At 70.1% G+C, this 10,392-nt stretch carries 19 protein-coding genes and 1 pseudogene; 1 reads left to right on the forward strand and 19 read right to left on the reverse strand.

Going from position 1 to position 10,392, the window contains the following annotated elements; translation table 11 throughout:
* Positions 1–197: 197 nt before the first annotated feature.
* The 19 genes and pseudogenes from ABZ215_RS13745 to ABZ215_RS13835 all read right to left on the reverse strand — a co-directional run bounded on the left by ABZ215_RS13745 (position 198) and on the right by ABZ215_RS13835 (position 8,965).
* On the reverse strand, positions 198–1,073 hold the full coding sequence (locus ABZ215_RS13745) for a DUF2303 family protein (protein ID WP_354949740.1): 876 nt from the start codon (positions 1,071–1,073) through the stop codon (positions 198–200).
* On the reverse strand, positions 1,070–1,417 hold the full coding sequence (locus ABZ215_RS13750; RefSeq protein ID WP_354949741.1) for a hypothetical protein: 348 nt from the start codon (positions 1,415–1,417) through the stop codon (positions 1,070–1,072). Before ABZ215_RS13750 ends, ABZ215_RS13745 begins: the two co-directional genes overlap by 4 nt.
* 52 nt (positions 1,418–1,469) lie before the next feature.
* Positions 1,470–1,610 carry a hypothetical protein gene (locus ABZ215_RS13755; RefSeq protein ID WP_354949742.1) on the reverse strand — a complete coding sequence of 47 codons (141 nt, stop codon included), beginning with the start codon at positions 1,608–1,610 and terminating at the stop codon, positions 1,470–1,472.
* Positions 1,607–1,846 carry a hypothetical protein gene (locus ABZ215_RS13760; RefSeq protein WP_354949743.1) on the reverse strand — a complete coding sequence of 80 codons (240 nt, stop codon included), beginning with the start codon at positions 1,844–1,846 and terminating at the stop codon, positions 1,607–1,609. The genes ABZ215_RS13755 and ABZ215_RS13760 overlap by 4 nt, the downstream gene beginning before the upstream one ends.
* A complete protein-coding gene (locus ABZ215_RS13765) occupies positions 1,843–2,217 on the reverse strand; it encodes a LuxR C-terminal-related transcriptional regulator (RefSeq protein ID WP_354949744.1) in 375 nt (124 codons plus the stop codon). Before ABZ215_RS13765 ends, ABZ215_RS13760 begins: the two co-directional genes overlap by 4 nt.
* Positions 2,214–2,417: pseudogene (locus tag ABZ215_RS13770) on the reverse strand (helix-turn-helix transcriptional regulator); the annotation flags it as partial. The pseudogene ABZ215_RS13770 and the gene ABZ215_RS13765, both read right to left, overlap by 4 nt.
* Positions 2,418–2,587: 170 nt before the next feature.
* Positions 2,588–3,130, reverse strand: coding sequence for a hypothetical protein (locus ABZ215_RS13775; protein WP_027933707.1), 543 nt, complete (start codon positions 3,128–3,130; stop codon positions 2,588–2,590).
* Positions 3,130–3,837, reverse strand: coding sequence for a hypothetical protein (locus tag ABZ215_RS13780; protein WP_354949745.1), 708 nt, complete (start codon positions 3,835–3,837; stop codon positions 3,130–3,132). The genes ABZ215_RS13775 and ABZ215_RS13780 overlap by 1 nt, the downstream gene beginning before the upstream one ends.
* Positions 3,834–4,004, reverse strand: coding sequence for a hypothetical protein (locus ABZ215_RS13785; RefSeq protein WP_157360684.1), 171 nt, complete (start codon positions 4,002–4,004; stop codon positions 3,834–3,836). Before ABZ215_RS13785 ends, ABZ215_RS13780 begins: the two co-directional genes overlap by 4 nt.
* On the reverse strand, positions 4,001–4,294 hold the full coding sequence (locus ABZ215_RS13790) for a hypothetical protein (RefSeq protein ID WP_354949746.1): 294 nt from the start codon (positions 4,292–4,294) through the stop codon (positions 4,001–4,003). Before ABZ215_RS13790 ends, ABZ215_RS13785 begins: the two co-directional genes overlap by 4 nt.
* A 2-nt stretch (positions 4,295–4,296) precedes the next feature.
* Positions 4,297–4,440, reverse strand: a complete 144-nt coding sequence (locus ABZ215_RS13795) for a hypothetical protein (RefSeq protein WP_354949747.1) — start codon at positions 4,438–4,440, stop codon at positions 4,297–4,299.
* The gene (locus ABZ215_RS13800) at positions 4,437–4,853 is read right to left on the reverse strand and encodes a hypothetical protein (RefSeq protein WP_354949748.1); all 417 of its coding nucleotides are present in this window, start codon (positions 4,851–4,853) and stop codon (positions 4,437–4,439) included. Before ABZ215_RS13800 ends, ABZ215_RS13795 begins: the two co-directional genes overlap by 4 nt.
* Positions 4,850–5,083, reverse strand: coding sequence for a hypothetical protein (locus ABZ215_RS13805; protein ID WP_354949749.1), 234 nt, complete (start codon positions 5,081–5,083; stop codon positions 4,850–4,852). The genes ABZ215_RS13800 and ABZ215_RS13805 overlap by 4 nt, the downstream gene beginning before the upstream one ends.
* Positions 5,083–6,198, reverse strand: a complete 1,116-nt coding sequence (locus ABZ215_RS13810) for a hypothetical protein (RefSeq protein WP_354949750.1) — start codon at positions 6,196–6,198, stop codon at positions 5,083–5,085. The genes ABZ215_RS13805 and ABZ215_RS13810 overlap by 1 nt, the downstream gene beginning before the upstream one ends.
* 5 nt (positions 6,199–6,203) lie before the next feature.
* Entirely contained in the window at positions 6,204–7,070 is an 867-nt protein-coding gene (locus ABZ215_RS13815) for a PD-(D/E)XK nuclease-like domain-containing protein (RefSeq protein WP_354949751.1), read from the reverse strand.
* Positions 7,071–7,167: 97 nt separating this feature from the next.
* Positions 7,168–7,587 carry a hypothetical protein gene (locus ABZ215_RS13820; protein ID WP_354949752.1) on the reverse strand — a complete coding sequence of 140 codons (420 nt, stop codon included), beginning with the start codon at positions 7,585–7,587 and terminating at the stop codon, positions 7,168–7,170.
* Positions 7,584–7,979: a hypothetical protein gene (locus ABZ215_RS13825; RefSeq protein WP_354949753.1), complete on the reverse strand. Its 396-nt coding sequence runs from the start codon at positions 7,977–7,979 to the stop codon at positions 7,584–7,586. The genes ABZ215_RS13820 and ABZ215_RS13825 overlap by 4 nt, the downstream gene beginning before the upstream one ends.
* The gene (locus ABZ215_RS13830; RefSeq protein WP_354949754.1) at positions 7,976–8,599 is read right to left on the reverse strand and encodes a hypothetical protein; all 624 of its coding nucleotides are present in this window, start codon (positions 8,597–8,599) and stop codon (positions 7,976–7,978) included. Before ABZ215_RS13830 ends, ABZ215_RS13825 begins: the two co-directional genes overlap by 4 nt.
* 99 nt (positions 8,600–8,698) lie before the next feature.
* The gene (locus ABZ215_RS13835; protein ID WP_354949755.1) at positions 8,699–8,965 is read right to left on the reverse strand and encodes a helix-turn-helix domain-containing protein; all 267 of its coding nucleotides are present in this window, start codon (positions 8,963–8,965) and stop codon (positions 8,699–8,701) included.
* A 299-nt stretch (positions 8,966–9,264) separates the two neighbouring features.
* Between ABZ215_RS13835 and ABZ215_RS13840 the strand changes: the two genes are divergently transcribed.
* A complete protein-coding gene (locus ABZ215_RS13840; RefSeq protein ID WP_354949756.1) occupies positions 9,265–9,687 on the forward strand; it encodes a hypothetical protein in 423 nt (140 codons plus the stop codon).
* The last annotated feature ends 705 nt before the right edge of the window (positions 9,688–10,392 follow it).

A 10,392-nucleotide genomic window follows, 5' to 3' on the forward strand; every position in this document is an offset into this window, starting at 1 on the left:
CCCCCTTCGTTCGTGTGGTGGATGCCGGGGCGCCCGCGGTGATCGGGACACAGCGGGCGGCCCGGCGGCTCGTGAGGTGGTGGTCCGGCGCAGCTTGACGGCCTGGTCCCCGGGGGGAGTGGGGGTCGTGAGCCCGCTTTCGATTCCCGCCGCGGCACCCAAGCGCGGGCGAGTGACGTTGACGCCGGTCACCGGTGCTACTGCTGGTTCAGTGCTGCTGGGCTGGCGCCGAGGAGGACCGGCACGCCGCCCTCGTCCCTCGATCCGAGGCCTTCGACGAGGGCTGCGCGGATGTCGGCGAACGCGTCGCGCTTGACCAGGTCCGGCCGGTGCAGGCGGTAGCCGATGGAGAGCTGTCCCTCCTGCACGTTCCATTTCAGGCGGGCGACGAGGTTCCGCGGCGTGACGCCGAGGAACGGTGCCAGCGACACCACGAACTCGCGCGGGATCTCCAGCTGACCGGCCCGGGTCGTCTTGGCGGTGGTCTCCTCGTTGTAGGTGAGCTGGATGTCGCTAGTGGTGAGGTCCACCTTCGACTGGAATTCGGCCTTCTTGTGGGCCTTGAACTCGGTGGCGATCTCCAGCATCGTCGCTCCGTCGGGGGTCACGACGGCGGCGGCGTGGTCCTCGAGGAACTCGGCGAATGCTCCCTGGCCGAACCAGGTGCCGCTGGCCTTGACCCACGTCGTCCACTCCGGGTCGTCCTGGAGTTGCAGAACCGCGGTGTGGTCTCGCCACCCGGGCTCCAGCTGGTCGAGATGGTCGTTGAACACCGCGGTGAAGCGCGACTTGTCCTCGTCGCCCCACACCGTCGTGCTCTCGCTGCGCAGGCGCTTCACGTAGGCGACGAAGTCGCCCGGGTCGTACAGGTTGGCGGTCCCGCGGGGGCGCCGGGGCGTGTCGAGCTTCCGCTCGAGGTCGAGCACCTCTACGCGCTCGTCGTTGCGCACGACCCGCACGACCACGGATTCGGCGTCGCCGTCGATCTCGTAGGCCTTGACGGTCTTCGCGGTTTCGGCGCGGCGGGCGAGGTCGGCGATCACCTCGGCGTCGAGTTCCTGTGGCTCGGTCATCGGCGGGCCTCCTGGGTGACCTCGTCGTAAAGGGAGGGCTGGCGGGGGTCGTTGCGGTGCAGGCCGCCGGTGTCGTCGGCGTAGAAGATCGACGCCGGCCGGTCGAAGCGGGGGATGGACGTGGTGACCTGGTCCGTGATGAGCAGCGCGCCCTCGACGCCCTTCTGGGGCTTGAAGGTGAGGGTGAGCGTGATCTTTCCGGGCTTGAGGGTCTGCAGGACGGACTTTGTGACCTCCTGCAGCGCTGCGGTGAGCTCGCGGTGGGTCTTGCCCTTGCCGGCCTGGGTTATGAACACGGCGAAGTCCGGCGCGTTCGGGTCCGGAGTGGACGAATCGTCAGCCAACGGATTTCCTTTCGATGGTTGGGGCTGGACGTCTTTCGTGCTGAGCAGCGGCTCAGCGTCGTTGCGGCGCGGCGGCCGCTTCGAGCACGACCGCGACGGCGGTGTCGGTGTCGACGAGGACGGGGATCGGCGTGCTGTCGATCTCGCGTCGCCACTCGTCGAGGACGGCGCGCGCGAGGGCGTGCTTGTTCACGGGAGACCTCCCCAGAGGTGCCAGGTGTGCAGGCGGATCGCCGCGTGGTCGGAGCAGTAGGCGTGCTGGTAGCGGCGGATGAGCCAGGTGCCGCGCTCGCGGCACGCCGGCCACGCGGGCTGGTCGATGCCGCCACCGCACACCCGGTCCTTCTCGTGCGTGCGGTGCGCGTCCGGGCTGGTGGCGCACAAGATCTCGGCGTTGTCGCCGGTGATCACCGCGGCGCTGCGCTTCACCGCTCGTACCCCAGGATCCCGAGGCGCCAGGCGGTGTCGACGGCGGCGGCACGGTCGTTCACCTCGAGGTTGCGGAACAGCGCGGTGATCCGCTCCCTGACGGTTTCCAGGCGCACGCCGAGCTTGCGGGCGATGTCCGGGTTGGACATGCCCTTGGCGATCGCGAACAACGCCTGGAACTGGGTGTAGCTCAGCTGCGGCACGGCGACGATGTGGCCGCGCGGGAGGTCCTTGACCACCAGCTGGCCGGCGACCTTCGGGTGCTCGACGATGTGGAACCCGGCTCGCTCAGCCCAGGCGCAGAACGTGAAGAACACGTCCTCGTCCATCTCGACGTAGCGGCGCTCGAGGAGCTGGCGGGCGGCGGTCACGCGGCACCTCCCACGAGGTGCCGCAGCGCGGCCGGGGCCGCCATCGCGGCCTGGGTGCGGTTCTTCACGTCGAGCTTGCGGAACAGGCGACGCGCATGGGTCTTCACGGTGTCGACCGAGAGGTAGAGGTCGGCGCCGATCTCCTCGTTCGTCATGCCGAGCGCCATGCCGGCGAGCACCTGGTACTCGCGCAGCGTGAGCAGCTGCCCGTCGGGCACGTGGCGCTCGTCGGTGTAGATCTGCTCGGCGGTGATCTGGCTGGGGCGGGTTGCGGTCGCGGGCCGTGGTGTGAGGTTGATGTGGTTGGCCTTGGCCCACGCGGTGAACAGCAGCAGCGTCGGCTTGTCCAGGGCGGGTGTGGCGAGATCGTTCATGGGTTCCACTCCTGGTGGTCGATGCACGCGGGCCACCAGGCGCGGATGTCCGTGCCGGGGCCGTGGGTGCGGCGCGCGCCGTTCCCGGCGGCGCACTTTGCATAGGTGTTGTCGTGGTGCTTGAGCAGCTCGCGGAAGAGGCAGCTGCCGCAGCGCGGGCCAGGGGCGTTGCGGTCCGCAGGGGGCGGGGCGTCGGGGTGCAGGCGCAGCGGCCAGCCCAGGGCGGCGGTGAGCGGGTGCAACCCGCTGGTGAGGCACTCGCCCTGCCGCTCGCGGCGCCGCTCGGCCGCGGTCATCTCGGGTGCACGGCAGAGGGACCCGGCCGTGTAGACGTGCGGGCCGCCGGGCTGCCCGATGGTCCAGATGACCCAGAAGTGGTTGCGGTTGCTGACCTTGTCGAACGCGACCTGCACCACGCGGCCCCGCCACGTCGCGTCACCGCGGTACCCGACGCGCTCGTCGACGGCGAACATCGGCCGGTAGGCGCTGACTTCGCCGCCGGACCACAGGGGCAGCGCGTGCTGCTGGGTCTCGTTCATCAGCGCCCTCTCCCCCAGTCGGCCAGCTCGCCGCGGATCCGCTGGAACAGCGGTGCCCACGGCTCCGGCGGTGTCGGTGCGACCTCGCCAGACAGGTCGGCGATCTGGTTGCGCGGGTACGGCTTGCCGCACGCCGGATCCGTGCACGGCCCGATGGGCTGGCCCGGCTCCGCCGCCAGGTAGAGGTGCCGATGGCCTGCGCCCTCCGCGGATGGCCGGTCGACGGCCTGTTCCAGCTCCGCGATGCGCGCCTTGAACTTCGCGGCTTCCTCGTCGGCGACCGCCATGGCGCGGGCCAGCTGCTGTCGGCCCGCGCGCAGTTCGCTCGTCAGGCGGTTCACCTCGCCGCTGGCGCCGCGGAACTGGGCTTTCGCCTCGTTCGCTTCCGCTCTGGCGGCGGCGAGTTCGGCGCGCGCCTGCTCGAGTTCCTCGGCCAGGCGCTGCTTGTCGGTCTTGAGCCGGTCGCACGAGCGGGCATGCCCGTCGACCGTGCGGCGCAGCTCGGCGATCACGTCGTCCTTGTGCTGCAGCTCGGCGGCCGCCGTCGGGTCAGGCCGAGCCGGCGCGCTGGTCTCGATCAGCGGCCGGACGGCGTCGGCGAACGGCTTGATCGTGTCGTCGCCGAGCGGGTCGTAGCCGCGCTGGCGGGCGATCCGCTCGTCGGTGCGCTTCAGCACCGCGTACACATCGGGTTTCGTCGAGGTCATGGCAACGCCCTGGTTCGGTCCGCCCGGGCCTGCGCGGCAGCGAGCTTGTGCCCGACGTTTGCGACCTTGTCGGCGGCGTGGCGCAAGGGCGGGCAGGGGACGAGGCTGTCGAGGAGGAGCAGGGCGAAGGCGGTGTTGTAGGCCGCGGTCGCGAGCGCGTGGTTCACGGGGTCACCACCTGCCACTGCTCGCCGTCCCAGTGGACGAGCACGGAGCCCGGGATCTGGGCCTGGGTGAAGCGGGCGGCGTTCTCGCTCTGCGGCACGAGGGTGTAGTCCGGGTGCTGGACGGCCCACTCCTTGCCGGGCTCCCGGTTGTCGACGGGCACGACGACGCGGGTGGCGAAGTCGGCCTCGTGGCCGGTGTCGAGCCGGACGCGCACGGTGTCGTGGCGCGGGATGACGGTGCCGTAGGTGACGCCGATGCGGACACGCTGGCCGGGGTTGAGGTCGGGCATGGTCAGTACCTCCCGGCCGCATCGATGCCACCGAGGACGAGGACGCCCGCGCCGACGATCAGCACGACCGCGGCGATCAGCGTGATGACGGTCCACATGCAGGCCCGCGCGGACACGAGCGCGGTGGACTTCACGTGCGCCTTCACCGAGCACCGCCGGGGATGCGGCCGGTGTGGTAGTCGCCGTCCACCGAGGACACCGGGACGCGGGCGGTGCGCACGAGCTTGCAGCCGGAGCACTGACAGGCGTTGGGCCCGTCGCCCAGCCAGAGGCCGGGACGGTTCGCCCTGTCGTCGTCCCAGTCCCACGTCCGGTGGCCGGCCAGCACGGTCCGGACCGCGCGGTAGAGCATCGTCAGTTCAGCGCGCAGCTCGCCCTGTTCCTCGGCGAGCACGGCCTCGCGGCAGTCGCACGCGGGGTGGTGCTCGGTGCAGGCCGCGAACCGGGGGTCCAGCGTGTTGCGCGGGACCTCGTAGGCCTGCCGGTGCACGGTCCGGGCGCCGCCGGGGCCGCCGTGGAAGTAGATCGTCGGCACCGGGCCGACCAGCTCGCCACTCACGGTTCACGCCCTTCCGGCGTGATCGCACGCGCCCAGTCCGCGACCCCGTCGATGTCCTCGTTGGACTCGTCGAGCACGGACGGCATGGCGGCTGCGGCGGCCAGCGCAAGGGTGGCGTGCACCTGTGCGTAGGCCAGATGAATCCGTTCCTCCTCGGGACGGTCAGCGCCCGCGCGTTGAGCGCAACGGACAGCTTCTTCGGCCTCCCGGTAGTGCTCAGGTCCGGTCATCACGCACCCGCCTGCAGGTCCGGGTCGTCCGGGAGCAGCTGGTTGTCGCCAGCGGCTTCCTGCTCGCGGGCCCATTCCTCGTAGGCGTCGTTGTCGACGACCTCGCCCGCGACGACGCCCGGCGGGTCGGCCTTGCCGGCCTGCTGCCCGGCGGCGGCCTCCAGCGCGTCGATCACGGCCCCCGCCTCCTGCTTGGTCAGCTCGGCGCGGGAGTTGACGGCGTGGCCGATGATGTCGCGGACGTAGGCCAGAGCGGCGGACCGCTCGGTGATGCCCGCCTGGCGCATCAGGGCGCCCATCTTCTTCTGCTGCGCCTGCGTGATCGGCGGGGACGGCGCCGCGCCCTCAGTGGCCGACTCGGAGTCCGGCGCCGGTTCAACCGCGGCCGGCTCGTTGGCAGCCTCGCTGCTGCTGGTGGTGTCCTCTGGCGCCGAACCTGCCAGCAGTGATGCGGCCGACTCGCGCTTGGGCCGGTCGCGCACGATCTCGGCTTCGGCGCTAATGACCTGGAGTTCCTCGACCGTGTAGTCCAGGCCGGCCAGGGCGTCCGGGGCGATTCGGCGGCACACGTCGCCCAGCGCGCGGGCGTAGAGCATCGACTGCGGGTCGGTGAGGTACTTCTCGTTCCCGATGACCTTGCCGGTCTTGTCGTTGGTGCGGTACTTGCCGGTCTTCGGGTCGATCGTCGGGACGTACCCGGCCTGCTTCGCGCGCTCGATGGTCCAGGTGACGGTCTCGACGTGGTCGGAGCCGCGGCGCTGCCCGGACACGGTGGCGGAGGTGTCGGTGACCTCGACGGTGCGCAGGGTGTGTCCCTTGGACATGACCAGCGCCGCCATCTGCCGCGCGTACATGCCGGGGTTGCCGTTGACCACGTACAGGCCGCGCAGCGCGCTCATGGGGTCGAGGCCGATCGCGGCGCCGTAGAGGATCGCGGCGGCCACGTCGTCGGGCTTGCCACGCCACTGGTACGGCACGAACGCGGTGTTCGCCAACGCTTTCGCGAGCTGGTGCGCGCCCTGCATCTGCTGGACGGTCCGCATGATGAGCGCGCTGCCATCGTTGTCGAGCGCCGGAACGTTCGGGCCGCCGGTGTAGTGGGCGAGGTCGGTCATGGGGATCAGAACTCCAGTTCGTCGAGGGTGTCAGCGCGGTACCAAGCCGGCGGCTGGATGGGGTGGATGCCGTCGCCGTAGCCGGGCCAGCGGCCGGTCTCCAGGCAGTCGGCGTACAGGTCGATCGCGTAGCGGACGCGGTCGGCGGCCACGGCCAGGAAGGCCGGTTCGAGCTCGACCACGGACACCAGGTGCGGCGGTTCCTTTTCCACGAGGACGTGGATGAAGCGCGGCGCCGTGTCGCGGCCGGTGACGATCGTGGTGCCGGTCCGGTAGTGGGCGCCCTGTTCGGGGTAGCCGAAGTCGACGGCGTGCCGAGCGAACCGGCGCGGGTCCGCACTGCGCGCCGACTTCAGGTCGACGACGACGTTCGCCCGCTCGTGCCAGTAGTCCAGGCGCCCACGACAACGGACACCGGTGGCCGGGTCGTCCCACAGGATCGACACCTCCGGCTCAGCGCCGGTCAGCAGCGGCCCGGCGTCGGGGTGCCCGAGCACCGCCTCGGCCATCGCCGCGACCTCGGCGTACTCGTCCGACTTGAGCACGGTCTTGCCGGCCGCGCGCGCTTCGGCCACGAAGGCCTTGGCCGCCTTGGTGGACACGGCTCCGTTCGCGGCGAGCAGCTCGTCGGGGATCACCGCGACCGCGAGGCCGACGCCGAGCACCTTGGCGTGCACCGCGTGCCCGAGGTCGAACGTCGACTTCGCGGGCGGCGCGGGATGGTCGGCATGCCACCGGTACACCGCGGGCGCGTGCAGCATCCGCTTCACGCCCGTCGAGGACAGTCCAGGAAGCCCGTGGTAGACCTCCTCGGGCACCCCGCCATACATGCCCGGCTCGGTGAGCTGCGGACGCTCCAGGGTGGCGGTCATCGCCGACCACCTCCCACCACGACGCCCAGCAGGGCCAGGAGCACGAGCACGCCGAAGGCCAGCGCGGGCAGCGGCATCAAGGACGCGATGTCGGCACTCACAACGCCTCCAGCACGCCGGTCGCGACGTACTGCGCGAGCTGGTCAAGAGTGATCTCGGTGTCCCGCCGGGCGGGGTCGAGGAGGCGGTACAGCTCGCCCTCGTCGACGTCCCACACGGCGACGCTCAGGTCGTCGATGCCGCCCGTGACCCAGACGTTGGTGAGGCGGCCGGACCCGGCGTGCTCGCGGATATGGACCTTCGGCTCGGCCAGCGTCTTCGCCCACATCAGCACGGCGGGCGCACCGTTGGTCTCGCCGCGGGACCGGGAGGTGCCGATCTGCAGGACCGCCTCAGCCTCGATGCCGAGGCTGCCGCCCTGGAGGACGATCACCCGCGGCAGGTTCGGGAAGAGGCCGAGGTGGTCGGCGAGGACGCGGAACAGCGTGCTCTGCGGGTGCCAAGCGACGAGGGTCATCGCTCACCGCCGTACATCTCGGTCTTGTACTCGGCCTCGGCGAAGTCCTTCCACTGCTCGCGCAGGTCCTTCTCCTCGCGCCAGCGCCGGACGGTCAGCCGAACCTCGTCGTGACGGCCCTCGAACTTGTAGTCCAGGTCCTCGCCGTACAGCTCGCGCAGCCCGCCCAGGATCTTGTTCACCGCACCGGACGTCTCGCCGGTGACCATCGCGACCGTGACCGGCAGCTCGATCACGTCCTTGAAGATCAGGTGATCCCGGTACTGGAAGTGGTCAGACGCCTTGTAGCGCTTCTTCAGCTCGTCGAGCGGGAGCCGCTTGCCCTCCTCGACGATCCGGTCGAACGCGGCGAGCAGCTCGTCACTGGTCTTCGTGGCTTCGACGGTGGTCATCGCGCGTCCTCCGTGACGTGTGCGGCGTGCTCCGGAACTTCGATCTGGATGTCCGCGTCGCCAGGGACGCGGCGGACGGCGTGCGGCGCGCAGTCGCGGCACACCTCGACGTCCCAGTCGCGGTCCTTGGCGCTGATCCGCATGCACGCGACGCCGTCCTCCATCGCGCACCACGAGCACGGCCAGCACACGAACTGCGGGTCGACCTCCCACAGCAGACCGCGCGCACCGGCGGCCTCGATGAGGGCGACGATGTCGCCGTGCCGCGGGAGCGGCATGGTCTGCGCGGTGTCGTCGACGGGCGCCAGGATCGTCGTGGGCGTCTCGTCGTCTCCGCCGCGAGTGAACCAGCTTCGGACGCGCTCGATGATCTGCTCGAGCCATGCCCAGGCGCCGAACCGCGGGCCCGGCAGCGGCAGGTCGTTGGCCAGCGCGGCGGAAATCGGCAGCAGGTCGACGACGGTGGTTTCCTCGGGCGCGTGCTGGCGGTGCTTGGTGTCGGCCTGGACGGGCTGGTCGCCGCGGACGCTGCGCCACACCTCGATGAACGGGACGGTGGCGTAGCCATCAGCGGCCGCTCCGTCGGGGTCGTGCTTGCCGGGTACGATCGTGCTGGTCACCGGGTGCTCCTTCCTGTGGGGTTCCGGTGGTCTCGGCCCGTCTTCCGCGGTAGCAGCGCGGAGGCGGGCCCTCTCATGCGCGGTGAAATCGGGGCGAGGTCAGGCGACGGCGGGGACGCGGCGCCGCTTTCCGGGCGACTCGCCGCGGATCCAGGTGTCCAGGTCGTCGCGGTGCACGAGGTGCGCGCCGCGGGTGGTGCGCTGGTAACTGCGGAGTCCGCGCTTGCCGTTGCTGCGCTGGAACTCGACGCAAGCTCGCCGGACGGTCGAGGGCTTCGCCCTCGCGTACTCGGCCGCTTCCTGGACGGTCAGCCAGGGAGAAACAGCAGCGCCCGCCGCTGCCGCCTTCGGGGACTCAGTCGTCATTGGTGGATGTGCTCCGTTTCGGCGATGTGCCTGCTCCGCCCGTCGGGTGCGTCCCGGCGTTGCCGCCGTTGTTGTCGGGCATGACGACAGAATATGACAGAATCGACAGAAGTCAAACAAACCGAAGACAGCACCGGACACAGATCGGTAACGGTGCACGTCAGAAGCCGACAGAGTGCTACGCTATGGCCACATAGTTCGACTGAGTGCGACGGAGACTGACAGTTATGGACAGAAAGTCCAGGTCACGGCCTCAGACACGCTTGGACAGTACGGGCCCAGGACGACAAAGTTGCCGCATGGCCGGACAGGACTGGAAACGACTGGGCAGCTTCGTCGCCCGGAAGCGCTTCGAGATGGGATACGAGACCCCCATCGCCTTCGCGGAAGCGATCAGCGAGCGGCTCGGCGATATCAGCGACCGCACCCTGACGCGCCTTGAGAACGGCACCAGAGTCGGCCGGACAACACTGCTCAAGGTCGAGACCTTCTTCGGGTGGGACCCCGGCATGATCGACCGGATCCTCGCCGGCGGCACACCGCCCGAGTACAACAGAGCAGCAAGCGCGCCGACAGCCGCCTCGGACGAGCCGGACCTCCAAGACGAGGTCGAACGGAAGCTATGGGCGATCAGTGAATTGTCCGAAGAGGACAGGCTTACCTACATCCAGCTGCACCGCGCGAGACACGCAGCGCATTCAGAGCGCCGCCGAAAGGGTTAAAATGCGTAACGGTGACGTAACTGAACTTTGCCTCGTTGATCATTGTTACAACTCTCGGTCGAGTGCATTACGTCTTTTGGGGCCTACTGAGCGTGACCAACGTGGTCGCGATCTTCCTGGCCATTCGAGCAACCCGAAGAGCCCGACGCGTCGAGCGCAAGATGCTCGCCCACATGCGAGCACTGGACGTGCTAACCAGCGCACCGGTGGGTCCAGACGACAACGGCGGCGGCCGCCGACTGACGGGCGTCGCCGCAACTGGTGCAACGGTGCTGAGCTTCGCGCGCAGGAGCACCAAGGAGCATCCGGCACGAGCGGCCGCGGTCCTAGCGCTCGCCGGCGTCGGCGGCTTTCTCGCACTGGTCTGGCCAGAAGGCTCGCCCCGACTCCCCCCGCTCACCATGCCCACCACTCAACCACCAGCAGCGATCTCCCCGGCCTCCCCGACGACGCCGTCCACGACCGAACCGGCCCGCCGAGGTCCGACCGCAGCGGTACCGATCGTGCCTGTCGCCCCCGCGGGCGTCGAGGTCGAGCCGACCACACCCGAAGCTGCGAGCACCGGCGGAACTCCGACCCGTGTGGGACACATGCCCTCGGCCGCCCCTTCGGACACGGGGACAGCAGCTCCGGCCCCGTCGACGGATCTGCCACCCGAGGACGACGAGCCGCGCGAGGACGACGCCCCCTGCGTAGTCGACCTCG

This window comes from Amycolatopsis sp. NPDC006131 (assembly GCF_040614175.1).
GTDB classification, from domain to species: Bacteria; Actinomycetota; Actinomycetes; order Mycobacteriales; family Pseudonocardiaceae; genus Amycolatopsis_E; species Amycolatopsis_E tucumanensis.

What these genes read in the sequence shown, in the direction of transcription:
- ABZ215_RS13745 (WP_354949740.1), bottom strand. Translation starts at nt 1,073, where the DNA reads ATGACCGAGCCACAGGAACTCGACGCCGAGGTGATCGCCGACCTCGCC.
- ABZ215_RS13775 (WP_027933707.1), bottom strand. Translation starts at nt 3,130, where the DNA reads ATGAACGAGACCCAGCAGCACGCGCTGCCCCTGTGGTCCGGCGGCGAA.
- ABZ215_RS13780 (WP_354949745.1), bottom strand. Translation starts at nt 3,837, where the DNA reads ATGACCTCGACGAAACCCGATGTGTACGCGGTGCTGAAGCGCACCGAC.
- ABZ215_RS13790 (WP_354949746.1), bottom strand. Translation starts at nt 4,294, where the DNA reads ATGCCCGACCTCAACCCCGGCCAGCGTGTCCGCATCGGCGTCACCTAC.
- ABZ215_RS13805 (WP_354949749.1), bottom strand. Translation starts at nt 5,083, where the DNA reads ATGACCGGACCTGAGCACTACCGGGAGGCCGAAGAAGCTGTCCGTTGC.
- ABZ215_RS13810 (WP_354949750.1), bottom strand. Translation starts at nt 6,198, where the DNA reads ATGACCGACCTCGCCCACTACACCGGCGGCCCGAACGTTCCGGCGCTC.
- ABZ215_RS13815 (WP_354949751.1), bottom strand. Translation starts at nt 7,070, where the DNA reads ATGACCGCCACCCTGGAGCGTCCGCAGCTCACCGAGCCGGGCATGTAT.
- ABZ215_RS13820 (WP_354949752.1), bottom strand. Translation starts at nt 7,587, where the DNA reads ATGACCCTCGTCGCTTGGCACCCGCAGAGCACGCTGTTCCGCGTCCTC.
- ABZ215_RS13825 (WP_354949753.1), bottom strand. Translation starts at nt 7,979, where the DNA reads ATGACCACCGTCGAAGCCACGAAGACCAGTGACGAGCTGCTCGCCGCG.
- ABZ215_RS13835 (WP_354949755.1), bottom strand. Translation starts at nt 8,965, where the DNA reads ATGACGACTGAGTCCCCGAAGGCGGCAGCGGCGGGCGCTGCTGTTTCT.
- ABZ215_RS13840 (WP_354949756.1), top strand. Translation starts at nt 9,265, where the DNA reads ATGGCCGGACAGGACTGGAAACGACTGGGCAGCTTCGTCGCCCGGAAG.